This is a genomic window from Leifsonia tongyongensis (assembly GCF_010686705.1).
GTDB classification, from domain to species: Bacteria; Actinomycetota; Actinomycetes; order Actinomycetales; family Microbacteriaceae; genus Diaminobutyricibacter; species Diaminobutyricibacter tongyongensis.
In genome coordinates this window covers 595,642-618,161 of sequence record NZ_JAAGWY010000001.1, presented here as the reverse complement: position 1 = coordinate 618,161, position 22,520 = coordinate 595,642, and the positions used below count along the sequence as shown (strand labels likewise).

At 68.5% G+C, this 22,520-nt stretch carries 16 protein-coding genes; 15 read left to right on the top strand and 1 reads right to left on the bottom strand.

Annotated features, from left to right (window positions below):
• Positions 1-8: 8 nt before the first annotated feature.
• Positions 9-992, bottom strand: coding sequence for a malate dehydrogenase (locus G3T36_RS02940; RefSeq protein ID WP_163287910.1), 984 nt, complete (start codon positions 990-992; stop codon positions 9-11).
• 34 nt (positions 993-1,026) lie between these two features.
• Here G3T36_RS02940 and pip point away from each other — a divergent pair, with 34 nt between their 5' ends.
• The 15 genes from pip (at position 1,027) to G3T36_RS02865 (ending at position 22,475) form a co-directional block, all read left to right on the top strand.
• The gene (pip, locus tag G3T36_RS02935; protein WP_163287909.1) at positions 1,027-1,986 is read left to right on the top strand and encodes a prolyl aminopeptidase; all 960 of its coding nucleotides are present in this window, start codon (positions 1,027-1,029) and stop codon (positions 1,984-1,986) included.
• Between the two features lie 61 nt (positions 1,987-2,047).
• Positions 2,048-3,265 (top strand): amidohydrolase, encoded by a 1,218-nt coding sequence (locus G3T36_RS02930; protein ID WP_163287908.1) that lies wholly within the window; start codon positions 2,048-2,050, stop codon positions 3,263-3,265.
• Positions 3,266-3,407: 142 nt separating this feature from the next.
• Positions 3,408-7,922 (top strand): DUF4082 domain-containing protein, encoded by a 4,515-nt coding sequence (locus tag G3T36_RS02925; protein ID WP_240148311.1) that lies wholly within the window; start codon positions 3,408-3,410, stop codon positions 7,920-7,922.
• 69 nt (positions 7,923-7,991) lie between these two features.
• Entirely contained in the window at positions 7,992-9,056 is a 1,065-nt protein-coding gene (locus G3T36_RS02920) for a Gfo/Idh/MocA family protein (protein ID WP_338031434.1), read from the top strand.
• Complete coding sequence (locus G3T36_RS02915; protein ID WP_163287905.1) at positions 9,053-10,048, top strand: NAD-dependent epimerase/dehydratase family protein; 996 nt, start codon at positions 9,053-9,055, stop codon at positions 10,046-10,048. Before G3T36_RS02920 ends, G3T36_RS02915 begins: the two co-directional genes overlap by 4 nt.
• A 14-nt stretch (positions 10,049-10,062) precedes the next feature.
• A complete protein-coding gene (locus G3T36_RS02910) occupies positions 10,063-11,196 on the top strand; it encodes a DegT/DnrJ/EryC1/StrS family aminotransferase (protein WP_163289040.1) in 1,134 nt (377 codons plus the stop codon).
• On the top strand, positions 11,193-11,822 hold the full coding sequence (locus G3T36_RS02905; RefSeq protein WP_163287904.1) for a NeuD/PglB/VioB family sugar acetyltransferase: 630 nt from the start codon (positions 11,193-11,195) through the stop codon (positions 11,820-11,822). Before G3T36_RS02910 ends, G3T36_RS02905 begins: the two co-directional genes overlap by 4 nt.
• Positions 11,819-12,928 (top strand): DegT/DnrJ/EryC1/StrS family aminotransferase, encoded by a 1,110-nt coding sequence (locus G3T36_RS02900; protein ID WP_338031433.1) that lies wholly within the window; start codon positions 11,819-11,821, stop codon positions 12,926-12,928. Before G3T36_RS02905 ends, G3T36_RS02900 begins: the two co-directional genes overlap by 4 nt.
• A gap of 142 nt (positions 12,929-13,070) precedes the next feature.
• A complete protein-coding gene (locus G3T36_RS02895; protein WP_163287903.1) occupies positions 13,071-14,147 on the top strand; it encodes a glycosyltransferase in 1,077 nt (358 codons plus the stop codon).
• Positions 14,144-15,646 (top strand): lipopolysaccharide biosynthesis protein, encoded by a 1,503-nt coding sequence (locus G3T36_RS02890; RefSeq protein ID WP_163287902.1) that lies wholly within the window; start codon positions 14,144-14,146, stop codon positions 15,644-15,646. The genes G3T36_RS02895 and G3T36_RS02890 overlap by 4 nt, the downstream gene beginning before the upstream one ends.
• On the top strand, positions 15,643-17,088 hold the full coding sequence (locus G3T36_RS02885; RefSeq protein ID WP_163287901.1) for a glycosyltransferase family 4 protein: 1,446 nt from the start codon (positions 15,643-15,645) through the stop codon (positions 17,086-17,088). Before G3T36_RS02890 ends, G3T36_RS02885 begins: the two co-directional genes overlap by 4 nt.
• Positions 17,088-18,356 carry a glycosyltransferase family 4 protein gene (locus G3T36_RS02880; protein ID WP_163287900.1) on the top strand — a complete coding sequence of 423 codons (1,269 nt, stop codon included), beginning with the start codon at positions 17,088-17,090 and terminating at the stop codon, positions 18,354-18,356. The genes G3T36_RS02885 and G3T36_RS02880 overlap by 1 nt, the downstream gene beginning before the upstream one ends.
• Entirely contained in the window at positions 18,353-19,699 is a 1,347-nt protein-coding gene (locus G3T36_RS02875) for a glycosyltransferase family 4 protein (RefSeq protein ID WP_163287899.1), read from the top strand. The genes G3T36_RS02880 and G3T36_RS02875 overlap by 4 nt, the downstream gene beginning before the upstream one ends.
• Positions 19,696-21,252: an acyl-CoA ligase (AMP-forming), exosortase A system-associated gene (locus tag G3T36_RS02870; protein WP_163287898.1), complete on the top strand. Its 1,557-nt coding sequence runs from the start codon at positions 19,696-19,698 to the stop codon at positions 21,250-21,252. Before G3T36_RS02875 ends, G3T36_RS02870 begins: the two co-directional genes overlap by 4 nt.
• Complete coding sequence (locus tag G3T36_RS02865; RefSeq protein ID WP_163287897.1) at positions 21,249-22,475, top strand: pyridoxal-dependent decarboxylase, exosortase A system-associated; 1,227 nt, start codon at positions 21,249-21,251, stop codon at positions 22,473-22,475. Before G3T36_RS02870 ends, G3T36_RS02865 begins: the two co-directional genes overlap by 4 nt.
• The last annotated feature ends 45 nt before the right edge of the window (positions 22,476-22,520 follow it).

The following is a 22,520-nucleotide window of genomic DNA, read 5'->3' as shown; positions in this document are numbered from 1 at the left end:
AGCCCCGCTCAGACGAGGCCGAGCGCGCGCACCGCCTCGCGCTCTTCGACGAGCTCGGCGACGGATGCGTCGATGCGGGCGCGCGAGAAGGCGTCGATCTCGAGCCCCGGCACGATCTCCCATTCGCCGCCGACCGATCGCACCGGGTACGACGAGATGAGTCCTTCCGGCACCCCGTAGGATCCGTCGGACACGACGCCGGCCGATGTCCAGCGTTCGCCGGTCCCGTTGACCCAGTCGTGCACATGGTCGAGTGCAGCGCTCGCGGCGGATGCGGCGCTCGACGACCCGCGCACCTCGATGATCTCGGCGCCCCGCCTGGCGACGCGCGGGATGAACTCCGACGCCAGCCAGTCTTCGTCGACGAGGTCGGTCACGGGTCGGCCGTTGACGGTCGCGTGGCTGATGTCGGGGTACTGGCTGGCCGAATGGTTGCCCCACACGATCACGCGGTCGATCGCGGCGACCGGGACGCTGAGCTTCGCGGCGAGTTGCGCGATCGCCCGGTTGTGGTCGAGTCGGGTCATCGCCGTGAATCGCGACGCGGGGATGTCGGGCGCATGGGCGCTGGCGATGAGGGCGTTGGTGTTGGCCGGGTTGCCGACGACCAGGATGCGGACGTCGGATGCGGCACCCGCGTTGATCGCCTCGCCCTGCGGTCCGAAGATGCGGCCGTTCGCTTCCAGCAGGTCTGCGCGCTCCATGCCCGGCCCTCGCGGCCGCGCACCCACGAGCAAAGCGATGTTCACTCCGTCGAAGGCGGCCGTCGCGTCCTCGGTCACGGTGACGCTGCGGACGAGCGGGAACGCGCCGTCCTCGAGCTCAAGGGCCGTGCCCTCCGCGGCGGCCCGGCCTTGCGGGATCTCGAGCAGGCGCAGGTGGACCGGTGTCTCCCGGCCGAGCAGCTGGCCCGAAGCGGCGCGGAACAGGAGGGCGTATCCGATCTGTCCGCCCGCTCCGGTGACGGTCACGGTGACTGGTGTGGTGGTCATCCGTTCAGCCTATGACTGGCCCTATGCTCTGGCCATGCGAACCTTCTATCCCGAGATCGAGCCGTACGATTCCGGCTTTCTCGACGTCGGCGACGGACAGCAGGTGTACTGGGAGACGAGCGGCAACCCCGACGGAAAGCCGGTCGTGTTCCTGCACGGGGGCCCGGGCGGCGGAACCAACCCGAACCAGCGGCGCGTGTTCGACCCGGAGAAGTACCGCATCGTCCTCTTCGACCAGCGCGGCTGCGGCAAGAGCCTGCCGCATGCCAGCGATCCGGATGCGGACCTCAGCACGAACACCACGTGGCATCTCGTCGCCGACATGGAGCAGTTGCGCGAGATGCTCGAGGTGGAGAAGTGGCAGGTCTTCGGCGGCTCCTGGGGGAGCACGCTGGCCCTCGCGTACGCCCAGACGCACCCCGAGCGCGTGACGGAGCTCATCCTGCGCGGCATTTTCACGCTCCGCGCCGCCGAACTGGAATGGTTCTACGAGGGCGGGGCTGCGGCCCTGTTCCCCGACCTGTGGGAGGGTTTCGTCGAACCGGTGCCGGTCGTCGATCGCGGCCACCTCATCCGCGCGTACAGCCGGCTCCTCAACGACCCGGATCCGGCGGTCCACGGCCCTGCAGCGGTGGCCTGGTCGCGCTGGGAGTCGTCGACGATCACCCTGAAGCCGCGGCCGGACCTGGTGGAAGAGTTCACGGAGGAGAAGTACGCGGTCGCGTTCGCCCGCATCGAGAATCACTATTTCGTGAACGGGGGGTGGTTCGAGGAGGGGCAGCTCATCCGCAACGCCAACCTGCTCCACGGCATCCCCGGCGTGATCGTGCAGGGGCGGTACGACGTGTGCACCCCGCCGATGACTGCGTGGGACCTGCACAAGGCGTGGCCGGAAGCCGACCTCAGGATGATCGACGACGCCGGGCATTCGTTCGACGAGCCGGGCATCCTGCACGCGCTGATCAAGGCGACGGATCGTTTCGCCGACCGGTAGGGTCGCACCCGTACCATTTTCTTTAAGGGGGCGGCTGTCCCTCTTATAGGGGAGGTGGCGGATGCCCGAGACCGTGCTGAGGAACGTGCGTCCGTGGGGCGGCCCGGCGGTCGACCTGCGGATGGCCGAGGGCGTCATCACCGCGGTCTTCGCGCATGACGACGACGATCCGCGTTCGCAGACGGGAGCCCCGTACACGGAGTTCGTCGACGGGCGCGGCCTCCTGGCGCTGCCCGGCTTCGTCAATGCTCACGCCCACCTCGACAAGAGCTGGCTGGGGCTTCCGTGGGTGTCCTACGGCGGCGAGGCGACGACCGAGGGGCGGATCCGGCACGAACGGGCTCACCGTGACGAGCTGGGCATCCCGAGCGTGGAGCGGACGTCGACTCTGCTGAAGCGGATGGTCGCGTGCGGCACGACGGCGTTCCGTTCGCACGTCGACGTCGATCTCGGGGTCGGGGTGGAGGGCATCCGCCATGTCCGCGAAGCGGTCGCCGCGATCGGCGTGCCGGTCGGGCTGGAGATCGTGGCGTTCCCGCAGGACGGCGTGCTGCGGCATCCCGGCGTCCTCGAGCTCCTCGACCGCGCTGCGGCGGAAGGAGCCGACCAGGTCGGCGGCCTCGACCCGGCGTCCATCGACCGCGACCCGGTGGGGCAGCTCGACGCGCTCTTCGACATCGCCGAGCGGCGTGGGGTGGGCCTCGACATCCACCTGCACGAGCTCGGCGAGCTGGGTGCGTTCGAGTACGAGCTGATCGTCGAGCGCACGCGGGCGCACGCGATGGCGGGCCGCGTGAACGTCGCCCACGGGTTCGCCATCGGGGATGTCCCGGATGCGCGGCAGCGGGCGCTCGTCGAGGCGGTCGCGGATGCCGGGGTCACGATCACGACGGTCGCGCCGGTGAACGCTCCGCGGCTGCCGCTGACGGCGTTGCGGGATGCGGGCGTTCGCGTCGGGCTCGGAACGGACGGCATCCGCGATCTGTGGGGGCCGTACGGCACCGGCGACCTGCTCGCGCTGGCCGCGAGGATGGCGCAGCTCGCGGAGTGGCGTCAGGATGAGGACCTCGAAGCGGCGGTGCGGATCGCGAGCAGCGAGGCGGCGGGCTTCGTGGGGCGCGCGAAGCACGATCTCGTCGTCGGCGCGGCGGCGGATGTGGTGCTGGTGGATGCGGAGAACGTGCAGGAAGCGCTCGTCGAGGCCCCGGAGCGTCGGCTCGTGATCTGCGGCGGCGAGATCGTCGTGGATCGGCTGTCGGGCGCGGATTCGACGGAGTAACAGCGATTCGTCCCCCTTTAGGGGGTATGCGGCGTGCACGGGTTTGTGAGAACCTCAGTTTGTGAGGAAAACTCAGAACCCGAATCTGCGTGCGTGGCCTCAAGGTTACCGATTCACGCCCTTCACCGCGACCGCGGGCGCGATGGTGGTTCTGCTGGTGACCTGGCTCCTGATGGCCTTCGGTTCGGTGCCCGCTCATGCGGCGCCCGGCTGCGGGACCGCCCCGAACCCGATCGTCTGCGAGAACGCACTGCCAGGCACCGACTCGTCGATCTGGGACGTCACGGGCGCCGGCGACAGCACCATCCAGGGCTTCTCCACCGACATCAGCGTGAACGTCGGCGGGACGATCAGCTTCAAGATCGACACGAACGCGAAGGCGTACACGATCCAGATCTACCGCACCGGCTACTACCAGGGACTCGGAGCACGCAAGATCGCGGACGTGACGCCGTCGGCGACCCTTCCCCAGATCCAGCCCCCGTGCGTCACGGATGCGACCACGCAGCTCTACGACTGCGGCAACTGGGGCGTCTCGGCATCGTGGACCGTGCCGACGGATGCTGTGTCAGGCGTGTATATCGCGCACCTCCACCGCCCAGACCTCAACGACGACAGCCTGATCACCTTCATCGTCCGCAATGACGCGAGTCACTCCAACGTTCTGTTCCAGACGTCGGACCCGACGTGGCAGGCCTATAACAGCTACGGCGGCTCCGACTTCTACCAGGGCGCCGGCGTCGGTCGCGCCTACAAGGTCAGCTACAACCGTCCGATCGCGACCCGCGGTACCAACTCCGGACGCGACTTCTACTTCGCGAACGAATACCCCGAGGTGAGGTTCCTCGAGGAGAACGGGTACGACGTCTCGTACTTCAGCGGCGTCGACACCGACCGCTACGGGTCGGAACTCATGAACCACAAGGTGTTCCTCTCGGTGGGACACGACGAATACTGGTCTGCGGCGCAGCGCGCCAATGTGCAGGCGGCGATCAACGCGGGCGTGAACGCGCAGTTCCTCTCCGGAAACGAGATGTACTGGCACACGCGGTACGAGCCGTCGGTGGCAGGCACGCCCACCAACTACCGCACCCTCGTCTCGTACAAAGAGACGTGGAGCAACGCGAAGGTCGACCCCACAACGGAGTGGACGGGCACCTGGCGTGACCCGCGGTTCGCGTCGCAGGCGAACGGAGCGGGCTTGCCGGAGAACGCGGTCACCGGAACGATGTACATGTCGACCATCAGTGATATGCCGATAACCGTGACCGCGGCCCAGGGCAAGACGAGACTGTGGCGTAATACCAGTCTGTCCTCGCTCGCCTCAGGAACCAGCGCGGCGCTGGCGCCGCACACCGTCGGCTACGAGTCCGATGAAGATCTTGACAACGGGTTCAGACCTGCCGGCCTGGTCGACCTCTCCACGACGACCGGTGCGGTCCCGCAGGAACTTCTGGACTTCGGCAACACTGTCGGCGCGGGAACGACGACCCACCATGTCACCCTCTATCGCGCATCCAGTGGAGCCCTCGTCTTCTCAGCGGGTACTGTCCAGTGGTCATGGGGACTCGACCAGGAACACGACGGCGCCGGAGCCCCGGCTGACGTGAGGATGCAGCAGGCCCAGGTCAACATCCTCGCCGACATGGGCGCCCAGCCGTCCACCCTGATGTCCGGGTTGGTGGCCGCGACGGCGAGCACCGACCAAACGGCGCCGACCGCCACCATCACAACGCCGGCCTCCGGCGCGAGCATCGCCAATGGCGCCACGGTCACCGCGACCGGGACCGCAGCGGATGTCGGCGGAGTCGTGGCAGGCGTCGAGGTCTCGACCGACGGCGGAAGCAGCTGGCACCCGGCGACCGGCACGACCAGCTGGTCATACACCTACGTGCAGCACGGCGTCGGAGCGGCGACGATCCAGGTTCGCGCGACGGACGACAGTGGCAACACCACAGCAACCCCGACCGGCCGGTCGGTGACGATCACGTCCCCGTACTCGATCTTCGGCAAGCAGGCGCCGGCCGTCGCCGATTCCGGGGACGCGTCACCTGTCGAGGTCGGTCTCAGGTTCACGCCGACCCAGGACGGTTACATCTCGGGGGTCCGGTTCTACAAGGCGACCGCGAACACGGGCACCCACACCGGTTCGCTCTGGGATTCCAACGGCAACCGGCTCGCAACCGTGACCTTCGCGAACGAGACGGCGTCGGGCTGGCAGTCGGCCAACTTCCCCTCATTCGTGCCCGTGAGCACAGGGGCCAACTACACGATCTCGTACAGCGCGCCCAAAGGCCACTACACCGCGTCGTCCAACTACTGGTCGTACCGCGGCGTGTCGAGTGCGCCGATGTCGGTGGCCGGTGGATTCGGCAGCGCGCCGGCCGGCGTGTACAACACCACGCCCGGACAGTACCCGACGAGCTCCTACAACCAGGCGAACTACTTCGTCGACGCGACCTTCGTCACCACGGACACCTCGCCGCTCGCCGCGACCGGACAGTGGCCGCTGCCGGGTTCCTCCAGCGTGCCGCTGACGACGACGATCGGCGCCGTCTTCTCCAAGCCGGTCACGCCCGCATCCATCGTTTTCACCGTGAAGGACTCGCTCGGCAACGCGGTCCCGGGAACGACCTCCTACGCCGCAACGACGCGGACGGCGACGTTCACGCCCACCAATGCACTGAACGGGTTCGTCGTCTATTCGGTCGCGCTGACCGCGACGGACACGACCGGCCTTGTGCTGTCATCCGGAAATACCTGGAGCTTCACCTCCGTCAAACCGGATGCGCCTGTCGGTGTGTGCCCGTGCGGTCTCTTCACCGACTCGACCGTGCCGGCCGTCCTGCAGGTGGCGGACAGTCCCGTCACGCTCGGGCTCCGCTTCGCCGCTACGGCGAACGGAACGGTCACCGGCATGCGGTTCTACAAGAACGCCGCCAACACCGGAACCCATGTCGGAACCCTCTGGGCCGCCAACGGTACGAAGCTCGCGAGCGCGACCTTCACCGGTGAGTCGACGGCGGGCTGGCAGACGGTGACGTTCAGCACGCCGGTGGCGATCACGGCGAACACTGACTACGTCGTCTCCTACCGCAGCCCAACAGGGAACTACTCAGTGACGCCAGGAGCCTTCAGTGGGAGCGGCATCACGAGAGGTGTTCTGGTCGCGGGCTACAACACCGGCGCCTACAACTACACCGACGCGTTCCCTGGTTCGAACTCGACCAGTAACTACATGGTCGACGTCCTCTACACCAAGGCCGCATCGCCGGAGGCGGTCGTCAGCCAATCGCCTGCCAACGGTGCCGTCGACATCCCCGTCACCTCGGCGATCTCCATGGCGTTCTCGGTGGCGCTCGCCTCGGGATACAGCGTCGCGGTCACCAGCGGCGGAGCCTCGATCGGCGGGACGACGGCGCTGTCAACCGATGGGTCGACACTCACGTTCACCCCGTCGCAGTCGCTGCCTGAGGGAGCCACAGTATCCGTGAGCGTGTCGGGAATCGTCTCGATCGAGGGCGCGACTCTGGGCACCCTGACCTGGTCGTTCGCGACGAAGTCGTCCACACAGACGAGCTACACGCTCTTCGGAAGCGACCTGCCCGCATCCACGGCGACGAACGATGCGTCTGCTGTCGAGCTCGGGGTGACGTTCACGCCAAGCCAGGACGGCACAGTCAGTGCTATCCGGTTCTTCAAGTCGGCGACGAACACGGGAACCCACACCGGTTCGCTGTGGAATGCCGCAGGGACGCGGCTGGCCACCGTCACCTTTACGAATGAGACCGCATCCGGGTGGCAGACGGCGTCGCTGAGCACGCCCGTGGCCTTGTCGGCCGGCCAGGTCTACCTGGTGTCGTACTTCGCGCCGACCGGCAACTACTCGTACACGCAGAACTACTTCAGTGCGGCGAAGACGAGCGGTCCGCTCACGGCAGGAACCAGCACGAACGGGCGCTACCTCTACAGCGCCACCGGAGGCTTCCCGACCTACTCGTACAACGCGACGAACTACTTCGTCGATGTGGTCTTCACTCCGACGGCCACATCCGGTGGCGGCGGCGGTGGCGGGTCGACGCCGACCCCGACGCCGACCCCGACACCCACGCCGACGCCCACGCCGACGCCGACGCCGACTCCGACTCCGACTCCGACGCCGACTCCGTCGCCGTCGCCCAACCCCGCAGCGGGAGCCTCGATCTTCCCTGACGCGAGCGTGCCGGCCAACACGGCCTGGCCCGATGGCACCCCCGTCCAGCTCGGCGTGAGGTTCACCACCTCGCAGGCCGGCTCCGTCACCGGCATCCGCTTCTACAAGGGAGCGGGCGACACCGGAACGCACACCGCGTCGCTCTGGTCGGCGACGGGAACTCTGCTCGCAACAGCCACCTTCACGGCGGAGACGGCGAGCGGCTGGCAAGACGTGTACTTCACAACCCCCGTGGCGATCCAGACGGGCGTGGAGTACCGGGCCAGCTACCACACGACCTGGTCCGCCTACGCGGTGGATCCAGGAGCACTGACGAATCCTGTCACCAACGGGGCGCTCTCCACACTCGCAAACGGCGGGGCGTACTCGTACTCGACAGGGTTCCCGAATCAGACGGTCTCTCACAACTACTGGGTCGATATCCACTTCGTCGCCTCACCGTGACGTAGGGAATGCATGACGGGGCCGCCGCCCGAGCGGCACCGAACACGAAACGTGTCTGGGGGCACAGAAGTGACAGAACAATTGCGTATCGGCGTCGTCGGCGCCGGTTACTGGGGTCCGAACCTGGCCCGGAATTTCCGTAGCAGCCCGGATTGGGACCTCGTCGCGATCTGCGATCTCGACGGTGAACGCGCACAGCGACTCGCCGACCAGGTGGGCGGCGTGCGCGTCGTCACCGACCTCGACGAACTCCTGCGCAGCGACGACATCGATGCCATCGCGGTCGCGACGCCCGCGCGAACCCACCACGGGATCGCGCTCGCTGCGCTGGCCGCGGGCAAGCACGTCATGGTGGAGAAGCCGCTCGCCGACACGGGTGGGCGCGGGCGTGCGATGGTGGAGACGGCGGCCGCGAGCGGTCTCGTGCTCATGGCCGACCACACCTACTGCTACACGCCGGCCGTCCTCAAGATCCGTGAGCTCATCGAGGAGGGTGCGCTCGGCGACATCCTGTTCATCGACTCGGTGCGCATCAATCTCGGCCTCATCCAGCCGGACGTCGACGTGTTCTGGGATCTCGCGCCGCACGATCTCTCGATCATCGACTTCATCCTCCCCGGCGGACTGCACCCGACGACGGTATCCGCCCACGGAGCCGACCCGCTCGGTGCGGGCAAGGCCTGCGTCGGCTACCTGGTTCTCCCCCTTGCGAACGGCGCGATCGCACATGTTCACGTGAACTGGCTCAGCCCCACGAAGATCCGCCAGATGGTGATCGGCGGGACGAAGCGGACCCTCGTCTGGGACGACCTCAACCCGCAGCAGCGGCTCAGCGTCTACGATCGCGGTGTCGACCTCGGACTCCAGGCGCTCGACGGAGCGGAGCGGAAGGCGGCGACGGTTTCATATCGCCTCGGTGACACCTGGTCGCCGGCGCTCCCCGAGAAGGAAGCCCTCGGAAGCATGGCAAGTGAGTTCGCCGCCAGCATCCGGGAATCGCGACCTCCCCGCACAGATGGCCGGGCAGGCCTCCGCGTGCTCTCCGTGCTCGAGGCGGCCACGCGCAGCCTCGGCGGATTCGGAGCCGTCACCCCGGTCGAAGCCGACCGCGTCCTGATCGGAGAGACGCGATGACCGCGCTGGCCGGTGCCGACGTCCTGGTAACCGGAGGCGCCGGCACGATCGGCTCGCAGATCGTCGACCAGTTGCTCGACGCGGGCGTCGCCCATGTCGACGTGCTCGACAACCTGGTCCGTGGCCGTGTCGCGAACCTCGACGATGCCATCGCCTCCGGAAAGGTGACACTGGTGGAGGGCGACCTCCGCGACCGCGACCTCGTGGACGACGTGACCCGCGGCAAGGACCTGGTCTACCACGAGGCGGCGATCAGGATCACGCAGTGCGCGGAGGAGCCGCGCCTGGCGCTCGAAGTCCTCGTCGACGGCACGTTCAACGTCATCGAGTCGGCGGTCCGTCACCGCGTCGACAAGCTGATCAGCGCGTCGAGCGCCTCCGTCTACGGTCTGGCGGAGGAGTTCCCGACGAACGAGCGCCACCATCACCACAACAACGACACGTTCTACGGCGCAGCGAAGTCGTTCAACGAAGGGATGCTGCGCAGCTTCCGGGCCATGAACGGCCTCGACTACGTCATCCTCCGCTACTTCAATGTCTATGGACCGCGGATGGACGTCCACGGCCTGTACACCGAGGTGCTGGTCCGCTGGATGGAGCGGATCGCCGACGGCCGGCCCCCGCTCATCTTCGGCGACGGCCGGCAGACCATGGACTTCGTCTTCACACGCGACATCGCGCGGGCGAACATCCTCGCCGCCACGTCCGAGGTCACCGATGGCGTGTACAACATCGCGAGCGGCAGTGAGACGAGCCTGCTCGGTCTTGCGGAAGCTCTTCTCGAGGCCATGGACTCCGACCTGGAGGTGGAGCACGGCCCGGAGCGAGCGGTGAACGGCGTCACACGTCGTCTCGCTGATACCAGCGCGGCTCAGCGCGATCTCGGATTCACGGCAGAGGTGCCTCTCGCGGATGGCCTTCGCGAGCTGGTCGAGTGGTGGCGCCCCCTGCGCGAGGAGATCGCAGCCGGACGGCCGCTGGTGACCTCGTGAACCGCATCAATGTCATGAAGCCGTGGCTCGGCGAGGAGGAGATCGCCGCGGTCACCGAAGTGATCGCCTCCGGCTGGGTCGCGCAGGGCCCGCGGGTCGCACGCTTCGAAGAGGAGTTCGCGGCGGCTGTGGACGCTCCGTTCGCCGTGGCCACCTCGAACTGCACGACCGCGCTCCACCTCGCGCTCGTCGTCGCAGGAATCGGAGCCGGAGACGACGTCGTCGTCCCTTCGTTCTCGTTCATAGCGACCGCCAACGCGCCGACCTACGTGGGGGCCCGGCCGGTCTTCGCGGACGTCGACCCCCTCACCGGCGACCTCACGGCGGCGACCGTCGCGGAGGCGCTCACGCCCCGCACCCGAGCGGTCATCGTGGTCGACCAGGGCGGGGTGCCGGTCGACCTCGACGCCATCCGCGCCGTCTGCGACCCGCGCGGCATCGCGGTCATCGAGGACGCCGCGTGCGGCGCCGGCTCCCGGTACCGGGGGCGCCCGGTGGGCGCAGGCGCCGACGTGACGACCTGGTCGTTCCACCCGCGCAAGCTGCTCACGACCGGCGAGGGCGGGATGCTGACCACATCCGACAGCGCCTGGGCGGACCGCGCACGCCGGCTTCGCGAGCACGCCATGAGCATCTCGGCCGCCGACCGCCAGGCGAGCGTGCTCGCCCCGGCTGAGGAGTACACCGAGATCGGCTTCAACTACCGGATGACCGACCTGCAGGCTGCGGTCGGGATCGTGCAGCTCGGCCGCCTTCCTCTGATCGTCGCCCGCCGGCGGGAACTCGCCGCCCGCTACGCCGGACTCATCGCCTCGATCCCCGGCCTCCGGCCGGTCACCGACCCGGCATGGGGCACCGGGAACTTCCAGTCGTACTGGGTGGAGGTCGAGGCGGCGTTCGGCGCCACGCGCGAGCGCACGCTGGAGGTTCTGGCCGAGGCCGGTGTCTCGGCTCGTCGCGGCATCATGGCCGCCCATCGCCAGCCCGCGTACCGCGACCGCGACACCGGCGCCGTGCCTCTTCCGGTCACCGAGCGGCTCACCGACAACACGCTCATCCTGCCGCTCTTCCACGAGCTGACGGACGCCGAGCAGCTGCGCGTCGTCGACGCACTGCGCGAAGCATCGGAACTGCGGGGTGTGGCATGAAGGACCTGGTCCTGATCGGCGCGAGCGGCCTGGCCCGCGAGGTGATGGCGATGGAGCAGTCGCATCACCGGGTGATCGGCGTCCTCGATGACGACCCGGCTCTGCACGGCCATCCCATCGGCGGGGCAGACGTGCTCGGCGGGATCGACCTGGCCTCCGAGCTTCCCGGCGCGATCGTCGTGTGCGTCGGCTCCGGGGCCGCGCGCCGGTCGATCGTGTCTCGGCTCGCGGCACTCGGTGTCGGCAGCGACCGATTCGCCACCCTGGTCGACGAGTCCGCGCGGATCTCCGCCAACAGCGTCGTCGGCCACGGCACGATCATCCTCGCGTGTTCGGTGCTCACGTCGGACGTGGTGGTCGGCCGTCACGTCGTGGTCATGCCGAACTGCACGCTCACGCACGATGACATCGTCGACGACTTCGCAACGCTGGCGGCCGGTGTCACGGTCGGCGGGGTCGCCCGTATCGGCGAGGCGGCCTACCTGGGAATGAACGCGTCCATTCGCCAGAAGGTCTCCGTCGGGGCGGGCGCGACGATCGGGATGGGGGCCGTGGTGCTGACCGACGTCCCGGAAGGACAGACGTGGGCCGGTGTGCCTGCTCGAGAGCTGGGGGTGCGGCTGTGAGAGTGCCACTGGTCGACCTGGTCGCTCAGAACACCGAGACCGCGGCCGATGTCAGGGCGGCAGTCGACCGTGTCTTCGAGACCGCCTCCTACATCGGCGGCAGCGACGTCGGCGCGTTCGAACAGGAGTACGCGGAGGCTACCGGGGCGCGGCTCTGCATCGGCGTAGGCAACGGCACCGACGCGCTCGAGCTCGCGCTCCGAGCGGCAGGCGTGACTGCAGGCGGCGAGGTCGTCCTCCCTGTCAACACCTTCATCGCGACAGCGGAGGCCGTGTCCCGCATCGGGGCGGTCCCCGTGTTCGCAGACGTCGACGAGGAGCACCTCCTGCTGGACCCGGATGCGGTCGCCGCGGCCGTCACCTCGCGCACGCAGGCCGTCGTACCGGTCCACCTCTTCGGCCAGGTCGCACCTGTCGGCGCGATCCGCGCTGCGCTCGGCTCGAGCGGCATCCCGATCGTGGAGGACGGCGCGCAGTCGCAGGGCGCGGAAAGCGAGGACGGTCGGGCGGGCGGCCTGGGGCTCGTCTCCTCGACCTCCTTCTACCCGGGCAAGAATCTCGGTGCTGCCGGAGACGCGGGAGCGGTGACAACCGGCGACGCCGAGATCGCGCGCACCGTACGCCTCCTCGCATCGCACGGCAGCGAGACGAAGTACGTGCACGAACTGATCGGCTTCAATTCGCGGATGGACTCGGTGCAGGCGGCCGTTCTGCGGGTGAAGCTGCGCCATCTCGCCGACTGGAATCGCCGTCGACGCGTCGCAGCCGCCCGCTACGCCGCCCTCCTCGACGACGTCGACGGTGTGCGACTGCCGCAGAGCATGCCGGGGAACCTCGATGTCTGGCACCTGTACGTCGTGCGCGTGGATGAGCGCGACCGCGTGATGGCCCAGCTCAATGCGGCGGGGATCGGCGCGTCCATCCACTATCCGACTCCACTGCACCTGACGGCAGCCTACGGCGGGCACGGACTCGGTGCCGGCTCGTTCCCGGTTGCGGAGGCGGCTGCGGGGCGCATCCTCTCCCTTCCGCTCTATCCGCACATCACGGCGGATCAGCAAGAGTTCGTGGCCGAGGAGTTGGCGGAAGCGCTCAGGCAGTCGTGATGAACACAAGCACCCCGGGTCGACCCCTCGGCATCAGCTGCCAATCGATTCTCGCCGACCGACCCTCCAACGAGGGGTTGGCGGCGCCAGCAGGCCTGTGGCATCGTTCAAAGGTGAGATTCACTCAGTTGGGGGAGACGAAGTGAAGAAGCTCGGTAGCCGGCTGGTGAGGATCCTCAAGCCGAAGCCGCTGCGGCGGCGACCGAGGGTCACTGTTGTCATTCCCCACTACAACTACGGTCAGTACTTGCCCGTAGCGGTCGCTTCCGCGCTCGACCAGGAGGGCGTCGACATCGAGATCATCATTGTCGACGACCGGTCGACCGACGGAAGCATCGAGGTCGCCCGCCGCCTCACGGCGCAGGACGAGCGGATCACGCTTGTCGAGCATCCGGAGAACATGCGACACATCCGCACATACAACGACGGTCTCTCGCGGGCGACCGGCGATTACGTCGTACTGCTGTCGGCGGACGACGCGCTGACAAGCAATTCCCTGACCAGGGCGGTCGCCTTGATGGAGGCGCACCCAGAGGTCGGACTCGTTTACGGCGCCGTCGAATGGTTCCAGGGCGATCTGCCCCCGGTCAAAGCCGCTCCGGTCTGGTGGAAGATCTGGCCAGGCGAAGAATGGCTGCGGCGCAGCGTACGCTGCGGAAGGAACAGCATCGCCAATCCGGAGGTTGTGATGCGCCGCTCCGTCTACGAGAAGACAGGAGGCTACGACGCCGACTTCCCGCACGCTGCCGATATGTATATGTGGCTGCAGGCCGCCTCCTTCGCCGACATCGGCTTCGTCGGGGGCTCGCGTCAGGCGTACTACCGCGACCACGGGCAGAACATGCACTCCACGGAGTTCGCCGGTGCTACCGACGACATGACCCAGGTGCGGGACGTGTACGAGCGCTTCTTCGCGCGGGATGGGGCACGCTTGCCGGCAGCGAGTCGCTGGCTCGAGAGGTCGAAACGCTCCGTCGCACGGGAGGCACTCCTGCGTGCCGCTCTGCTCGAGTCCACAGGATCGTCGCACTCGTCCGCCGTTGCGCTCCGCGAGTTCGCCCAGGAGACATGCCCCCAGGTCGTTGGATCGGGTGCCTGGAGATGGACAGGGCTCGCTTCCCGCGGCGCTGGTCTCTTCAGCTCTCGGCGACTCGTTCGCCTCGTAGAGGGCATCCGTTGGAAGATTCGATCGCGCCGACAGTCGGCGATGGGGCTATGACCGGGGACGCCAGCGGTCGCGACACCGCCCTCCCTGCCCAGGAGGCCGGAGCGTCCGAGCCGGCCGTCGGACGCTCGCTGCTCTCCCGCGCCGCGCACGGCGCCGCCTGGAGCGGCGTCAGCACGGTGGTGCTGCGCCTGGGCGGCCTGGTCGTCGGGATCGTGCTCGCTCGCCTGCTGGCTCCGGAGCAGTTCGGTGTCTATGCGGTCGCGCTGACGGTCCAGGGGATTCTGATCACCGTCGCCGACCTGGGGCTGTCGGCGGACCTCATCCGCTCGGACGAACCCGACCGGATCGCTCCCACGGTGGCGACACTCGGGCTCACGGCGGGCGCGGTCACGATGCTGGCGACCGTGGCCTCGAGCACCTGGCTCGCCTCTCTGCTGGCCAGCCCGCAGGCGGCGCCGGCGATCGCCGTGCTCTCTCTCACGCTCCTGCTGGCCGGAGGCACTGTCGTGCCATTCGCCATGCTCCAGCGGCGCTTCCAGCAGCGCGAGCTGTTTTTCGTCGGGGTGGCCGACTTCGTGGTCTCGACCACAGTGACCCTTCTGCTCGTGGCGCTCGGCTTCGGAGTGATGGGACTCGCTATCGGGCGCGTCGCCGCGCAGTGCGTGTCGTCGACGATGCAGTACCTCCTCGCGCGGGTCGTTCCGCGATTCTCGATCGATCGGACCGTCGTCAAGGGCGTGCTCGCGTTCGGTCTGCCGATCGCTGCCGCGAACCTTCTGTCGTGGGCGCTCCTGAATGTCGACAACATCGTGCTCGCGAGGGTCGCCGGTGCGACGGCGCTCGGCTACTACGTGCTCGCCTTCAACGTCTCGAGCTGGCCGATGAGTGCGCTATCTCAGGTCGTGCGGTCGATCTCCCTCCCGTTCTTCTCGCGATCGCAGGGCGGGAGCCACGCATTCGTCGTCGTCGCCTCCGTCGCCTGGGCGGGAGCGCTGCCCGCCGGCACCGTGCTCGCCGCCCTGAGCTTCCCGCTGATCGACGTGCTGTACGGGGCGAGGTGGTTGCCGGGCGCTCCCGTGCTCGCGGCCCTCGGCCTGTACGGAAGCTTGAGGGTCGCGTTCGACATCTCCGCGGGGTATTTGTACTCGCAGGGCAGATCGCGCCCCGTGCTGTGGATCCAGATCGTGTGGCTCGTCGCCCTGGCCGGCGCGATGGTGGCCGCGACCCAGGCCTACGGGATCAAGGGGGCGGGGTGGGCGCACGTGATCGTCGCGGTCGCGGTCATCCTGCCGGCGTACCTGATCGCTCTGAAGCTCTGCGGCGTCCGGATCGGCGAGCTGGCCCGGATCGCCTGGGTGCCGACGGTTGCGACGATCCCCGCGGTGGCGGCTGCTGTCGCTGCGACGTTGCTCATCCACGACCCGCTGCCGGCCCTGATGGCCGGTGGCGCCGCGGCTCTCGCCATCTATGCAGCGCTCATCTGGCCGTGGCTCAGGAGAATGCTCCGGCAACTGCGCGGCTCGGCCGACCCGTCGAGGACGGAGGGATGACGATGTCGCAGGGATCAGCGTCGTCCGGAGGCCGACGGCGTCGAGGTCGCGCCGCCGCGCGGGCGGAGACCGCGTTCTTCGGGGCGGTGGTCACCGCGACGGACCTGCTGCCCCCGCGCATCCGCTACGGCTACGTCCATCCATTGACCGCGCGGATGTTCCGGCGTCCGCTGCGACACCTCGCGGCTATCGGGGTACGTTCGGGCGCAATTGCCCTACCCCCGGCGACGTCGTCCTTCCCCGCGACGCTCTGCTGCGCCCTGCTCACCGGATCGATGGAGGTGGGCGGCATCGGCTCCGTCATCGAGGTGCTCGCCGCGGCGTTCCCGATGGCCGGCGTCCGTGCCGTCGTGATCTGCACAGCGGACGGCGCCCGCGCGGCTCGCTTGAGGTCGCGTGGGGTGGATGTCGTCGTCGCGGCGAACGAGGCCGAAGCGGAGCGAGCGCTGCGCGAGCTGAACCCGGACGTGATCGAGTCGCACAGCGCCCCGTTGCCGCTGGAGGACGCAGCCATCGCCTCGGGCATCCCGGTCGTGCCGGTGCTTCACAACATGGAGATCCACTTCTCGAGAGCGCGCTGGCGTCGCTTCGCCCGAGTGCTCGGGAGCTCCCCGGCGGCGATCGGGGTCAGCGAATCGGTGCGCGAGTTCCACGCGCGGCATGTCGGCGCTGAGCTGGCGGAACGGATCCGGGTCGTCGCCAACGCTGTGCCGTCCGAGAGCGCCCCGGACGCCGATGAGCGCAGGGCTGCCCGCGCCGCGCTCGCGCGCACGCTGGGGACGGACCTCGCGGGCGACTTCGTCCTCGTGAGCCTCACCCGCTACGACGCGCAGAAGAACGTGGCCGGCCTCGTCTCCTCGTTCCTCGCGACCGTGACGGCTGACCAGGTGCGCCTCGTCGTTGCGGGAGAGCCCTCGGACTGGGCGGAGCTGCGCCGGGCGGACGCCCTCCGACGGTGCAGTGACCGCGCCGACCGTGTGACGCTCCTGGGCCGCTCCGATGCCCGTGCACTGCTCGCGGCGGCGGACGGCTTCATCCTCGACTCGTTCTTCGAGGGCTGGCCGGTCGCCGCCACGGAGGCCGCAGAGACCGGTCTGGGGCTCGTGCTCGGCGACTTCGGCGGAGCACGCGAACTCGTCGATCGGGACCGGGGCGGCTCCTTCCTCATTCCGAACCCCTGCGGCCCCGCTGAGCGCGTGTCCGACGCCGCAGTCGCCCGAGCGCGGCGGCGGAGCAGGCGTCAGCCGAATGCGCACGAGCTCGGAGCCGCCGTCGACGCCCTCGTCCTCCGTGCGCGGGACGACTCGCGGGCGCCCGTGCGGACGTGGGCGCCCGGGGAGCAGCTGACCGCGATGGTCGAGGGCCACGCCGACGTGCTCCGGCGCGCCGTCGCTCGCGGCCTTGTCGAAGCACGCGTCGGTCGAGTCGAAGGGAGCAGCTGATGAGTCGAGTGGATGGCTTCCTCTCCAAAGCGCGTCGTGCCCGCGACGTTGGTGTGCACGGGATCGTGCAGCGGCTGGCTCAGCGCGCGTACCTGCGGAGCGGGGCGGCCGAGCTGTTGTTCAACCTCGCGTTCGACGACATCCTCACCGAAGTCCCGCTCGGCCTCCCGCTGCCCGAGTCGCGTCCCTCGCGAGACGGAACGCTGACCGTGGGCTGGGTGGCCACCCCGCCCGCGCCGGGTTCGGGCGGCCACACCACCCTGTTCCGGATGATGGAGGCGCTGGAGAGACGCGGACACCGATGCGTGTTGTATCTGTATGACAAGAACGGCCTCGACGTCGCGGCCGCCACGGCGGTCATCCGCGAGCACTGGCCTCACCTCCACGCCACCGTGCGGGACGTGACCAAGGGGATCCGGGACGTCGACGCCATCCTCGCCTCGGGATGGGAGTCCGCCCACGTGATCGTCACGTACGGGGAGGGCCCGATGCGCCGCCTCTACTTCATCCAGGACTATGAACCCTATTTCTACGGCCACGGCTCGCAGTACGAACTCGCGGCGATGACCTACAGGCTGCCGTTCCGTCGCATCGCATTGGGCGAGATGCTCGACGCGATGATCACCGAGGCGACGGGGCTCCGCAACGATGTGGTGCCGTTCGGCTGCGACTCGCAGGTCTACCGGCCTCCTTCGCGTGACATCGTGCGGAGCGGGATCGTCTTCTACTGTCGACCGGATTTCCCGCGCCGCGGGTACGAGCTGGCGTGCGTCGCGCTGATGCAGTTCCACCGAATGCATCCCGAGCAGGAGATCCACGTCTACGGCGCACGGCCGCGCGGGCTCGGCATCCCCGTGACCTTCCACGGACGGCTGACGACTGCGCAGCTGAACGACCTCTACGGCCGCACCATCGCGGGGCTGGCGATGTCGTTCACCAACATCACCCTCGTCGCCGAGGAGATGCTCGCCGCCGGTAACATCCCTGTCGTCAACGACATGGCCCTCGCGCACCTGGTGCTGCCGAACGAGCACGTGCGCTGGGCACCGCCGACTCCGGCGGCGCTCGCCGGAGAGCTCAGCGCAGCCGTCACCGCGCCGGATCTCCGCGAGCGGTCGGCCGCGGCCGCGGCGTCCGTCGTGGGCCGCTCGTGGGAGCCGACGTCGCGGGCGCTCGTCGACATTGTGGAAGACGAGGTGTATGGGTCGTCGCCGGCCCCCTCGCCCTCTTCACCTATCGAACTGACCCGCCAGGGGGAGCGAGGATGACCGATACGACAGGGCGGCCGCCTGCGCCGCACGTGCTGATCATCGTGCAGAACCTGCCGGTACCCCTCGACCGCCGGGTCTGGCTGGAGTGCCAGGCGCTGGTGGCGCGCGGGTACCGGGTCAGCGTCATCTGCCCGAAGGGTCCGGGGGACCCAGCTCGTCAGCACCTCGACGGCGTCGACATCTACAAGTACCGGCCCGCTCCCGAGGCCGAGGGATTCCTCGGCTTCGCCTGGGAGTTCGCGTTCAGCTGGGTGCAGACCGCGCGGCTCTCCCTCAGAGCGTGGCGCCACCGGCGATTCGACATCATCCAGGCCTGCAACCCGCCGGACACGTACTGGCTGCTCGCACTGCTGTGGCGTTCGCGCGGCGTGCGCTTCGTGTTCGACCACCACGACCTGAATCCCGAGCTCTTCATTTCGCGTTTCGGGCGTCCGCAGGGGCTCTCGCAGAACCTCGAGTATCGCGGTCTGCGCTGGCTCGAACGGCGGACGTTCCGCACGGCGGACCGGATCATCTCGACGAATGAGTCGTACAAAGCGATCGCCGTGCGCCGGGGAGGGCGTCGCCCCGGCCATGTCACGGTCGTGCGCAGTGGCCCCGACACGCGGCAGATGCGTCCGATCTACCCGCAGAACCCGCGCCCCGCGGATGGCATCGAGCTCGCCTACCTCGGAATCATGGGCCCGCAGGACGGTGTGGACCAGGTGCTCCTCGTCATGGACGAACTGGTGCACAAGCGTGGGCGCACCACGGTGACTGCCACCCTGCTGGGTTTCGGCGACTGCCTCGAGGACCTGAAGGCGCAGTCCACGCGACTCGGTCTCGATGACCACGTGACCTTCACGGGCCGCGTCGATCGGGTGGCGATCGCCGAATACCTGAGCCGTGCCGACATCGGCCTCTGCCCTGACCTGAAGACGCCGCTCAACGACCTTTCGACGATGAACAAGACCATGGAGTACATGGCCTATGCGCTGCCGTCCGTCTCGTTCGACCTGGCTGAGACCCGCGTCTCGGGCGGCGACAGCCTGCTCTATGTTCCGTCTGGCGACATCGCAGCGTTCGCGGATGCGGTGGAGCGGCTGATCGAGGACTCCGACCTCAGGATCGCGCTCGGAACGAAAGGCCGCGAGCGCGTCTCGTCCGACCTCGACTGGCGCCCGCAGGCCGAGTCCTACGTGGCGGTCTTCGACGCGGTCTCCGGGTTCTCGCAGCCCGGCCCCGCCGTCCCGGACGATACCGGCGTCACAGCGAGCGACGCGCAGGGTCGGCGCTATGTTGATCTCGACGACAAGGAAGAATTCGCTCGCTATCTCCTCGAACGGAGGGCTCCGCGATGAGGACGCACCTGCACGACCTGCTGCGGCAGGCCGCTACGTCGACGCCGGATCATCCCGCACTCACCTACAAAGAGGTCACCGTCTCGTACGCCGAGCTCTGGGATCGGACCCGCGCCGTCGCCGTGCAGCTCAGCGAGCTCGGCCTGATGCCGGCGGAGCGCGTCGCGATCTACCTCGAGAAGCGGATCGAGACGGTGGTCGCCTTCTTCGGAGCATCCGTGGCGGGCGGCATCTTCGTCCCCGTCAATCACGTCCTCAAGCCTCCGCAGGTCGCCCACGTCCTCCGTGACAGCGGTGCCCGGTTCCTGGTGACCTCATCCGACAGGCTGGCCCAGCTCGCCGGAGCGCTCGAGGGCACCGAGGTGACCGACATCATCGTCCTCGGTTCGCCCGGGACAGCAGCCCCGGAGGGAGTCGCGCTCCACCCGTGGAACGATGAGCGGACGACCGGCCGCCTGCCGGTGCCGGGCACGATCGACCTCGATCCGGCGGCGATCCTCTACACCTCCGGAAGCAGCGGCAAGCCGAAGGGCGTGGTGCTGAGCCACCGCAACCTGATCGTGGGTGCGGAGAGCGTCAGCACCTACCTGAAGAACACCAGTGATGATGTGATCCTCAGCATCCTGCCGCTCAGCTTCGACGCCGGCCTCAGCCAGGTCACGACGGCCTTCTCCGTCGGGGCGCACTGCGTGCTGGCCAACTATCTGCTTCCCCGTGACGTGCCCCGGCTGTGTGCGAAGCACGGCATCACGGGCATCACCGGCGTGCCCCCGCTGTGGCTGCAGGTCGCGGAAGTCCCGTGGCCCGAGGAAGCGGCACAGCGACTGCGCTACTGGGCGAACACGGGGGGCCGGATGCCACGTGCCCTCCTCGACCGGCTGCGCGGCATCTTCACCGCCGCCGATCCGTATCTCATGTACGGCCTCACCGAAGCGTTCCGCTCGACCTATCTGGACCCGCGCGAGGTGGATCGTCGTCCCGACTCGATCGGCAAAGCCATCCCCGACGCCGAGGTGCTCGTCCTGCGCCCCGACGGCACACGCTGCGCACCGTGCGAGGAGGGCGAACTCGTGCATCGGGGCGCCCTGGTCGCGCTCGGGTACTGGAACGACCCGGAGCGCACGGCCGAGCGGTTCCGGCCGGTGCATCATCCCGGTCAGCTGTGGCGCGCGCCGGAGCTCGCCGTCTGGTCCGGTGACACCGTCGTAGCAGACAAGGACGGGTTCCTCTACTTCGTGGGCCGCACCGACGACATGATCAAGACCTCCGGATACCGTGTCAGCCCGTCGGAGATCGAGGAGGCTGCGTACGCCACCGGGTTGGTGCGGGACGCCGTGGCCCTCGGGGTCGAGGAGCCGGGCCTGGGTCATCGGATCGTGCTCGTCGCCACGGCGGTGACAGACGATGTCGAGGTATCCGCTCTCGGGTCGGCGCTGCGGCAGACCCTTCCCCTGTACATGGTGCCCACGACGATCGACCTGCGCGACGAATTGCCCCGCTCTCCGAACGGGAAGTTCGATCGCACGCTCATCAAGGCGCAGGTGTCCGGATGAAGCCGCACGAGCACGTCGCTGCGTTCGGCACGGTCGACGGCGAGCTCCGCGTCGGCGGCCTGCCGTTGACCCGGCTGGCTGCCCGCGTCGGCTCGACCCCGTTCTTCGCGTACGATCGCGGGCTGCTCGACGAACGGGTCGACCGTCTGCGCACTGCCCTCCCCGAACAGGTCGAGCTCAGCTACGCCATGAAGGCGAACCCGATGCCCGCCGTGGTGCAGCACCTGGCGGGGCGGGTGGACCGGATCGATGTGGCGTCCGGGCTGGAACTCCGTACGGCCCTGGACACCGGCATCCGCCCCGAGCAGGTGAGTTTCGCGGGTCCCGGCAAGAGTCCTGCCGAGATCGGGCAGGCCGTGGCTTCGGGGATCATCGTGGAGGTGGAGTCTCCGACAGAGATCGAGCGGGTGATCGCGGCCGGCGACGAGCTCGGTCTCACTCCGAGCATCGCGATCCGTGTCAATCCGGACTTCGCGGTGAAGGGTTCCGGGATGCGCATGGGCGGCGGTCCCCAACAGTTCGGCATCGACGCAGAGCGCGTGCCGGAGTTCGTGAAGGAGTACGCACGAGCCGGGGTGGATATCCGGGGCTTCCATGTCTTCGCCGGCTCCCAGAACCTCGATGCGGCGATCATCGCCGAGGCGCAGCGGCGCACCGTCGAACTCGTCGTCGAGCTGGCCCAGCACCTGACGACGCCGGTGCGGTATGTGAACCTCGGCGGCGGGTTCGGGATCCCGTATTCGGAAAGAGACCAGGCGCTGGAGCTCGATGTCCTGGCCGCCGGTCTCCAGGAACTCGTGGACGGGCCGCTCTCCCGGGAGCTGCCCGACGCGACGCCGGTCATCGAGCTCGGGCGCTACATCGTCGGGGAGTGCGGCGTGTACGTCACGCGCGTCCTCGATCGCAAGGTCTCCCGGGGCAAGACCTACCTCGTCGTGGACGGCGGGATGCATCACCAGTTGGCTGCATCCGGCAATTTCGGGCAGGCGATCCGCCGCAACTACCCGCTCGCGGTGGGAAACAGGATCGAGGCGCCTGAGGACGAGAACGTGACCGTCGTCGGCTGCCTGTGCACGCCGCTCGACCTCCTCGGCGACAACGTCGCGGTACCGGCGGCGGGCATCGACGACCTCGTCGTGATCTTCCAGCAGGGTGCGTACGGCCTCACCGCGAGTCCGACCGCGTTCCTCGGCCACCCCGCGCCTGCAGAAGTATTCGTCTGAAGCACAGTATTCGTCTGAAGCAGTATTCATCTGAAGAAATGGGAG

Coding starts and splice junctions, on each gene's coding strand:
- G3T36_RS02925 (WP_240148311.1), top strand. CDS start 3,408: ATGGTGGTTCTGCTGGTGACCTGGCTCCTGATGGCCTTCGGTTCGGTG.
- G3T36_RS02910 (WP_163289040.1), top strand. CDS start 10,063: ATGAAGCCGTGGCTCGGCGAGGAGGAGATCGCCGCGGTCACCGAAGTG.
- G3T36_RS02940 (WP_163287910.1), bottom strand. CDS start 992: ATGACCACCACACCAGTCACCGTGACCGTCACCGGAGCGGGCGGACAG.
- pip (WP_163287909.1), top strand. CDS start 1,027: ATGCGAACCTTCTATCCCGAGATCGAGCCGTACGATTCCGGCTTTCTC.
- G3T36_RS02865 (WP_163287897.1), top strand. CDS start 21,249: ATGAAGCCGCACGAGCACGTCGCTGCGTTCGGCACGGTCGACGGCGAG.
- G3T36_RS02905 (WP_163287904.1), top strand. CDS start 11,193: ATGAAGGACCTGGTCCTGATCGGCGCGAGCGGCCTGGCCCGCGAGGTG.
- G3T36_RS02875 (WP_163287899.1), top strand. CDS start 18,353: ATGACCGATACGACAGGGCGGCCGCCTGCGCCGCACGTGCTGATCATC.
- G3T36_RS02930 (WP_163287908.1), top strand. CDS start 2,048: ATGCCCGAGACCGTGCTGAGGAACGTGCGTCCGTGGGGCGGCCCGGCG.
- G3T36_RS02915 (WP_163287905.1), top strand. CDS start 9,053: ATGACCGCGCTGGCCGGTGCCGACGTCCTGGTAACCGGAGGCGCCGGC.
- G3T36_RS02880 (WP_163287900.1), top strand. CDS start 17,088: ATGAGTCGAGTGGATGGCTTCCTCTCCAAAGCGCGTCGTGCCCGCGAC.
- G3T36_RS02890 (WP_163287902.1), top strand. CDS start 14,144: ATGACCGGGGACGCCAGCGGTCGCGACACCGCCCTCCCTGCCCAGGAG.
- G3T36_RS02885 (WP_163287901.1), top strand. CDS start 15,643: ATGACGATGTCGCAGGGATCAGCGTCGTCCGGAGGCCGACGGCGTCGA.
- G3T36_RS02870 (WP_163287898.1), top strand. CDS start 19,696: ATGAGGACGCACCTGCACGACCTGCTGCGGCAGGCCGCTACGTCGACG.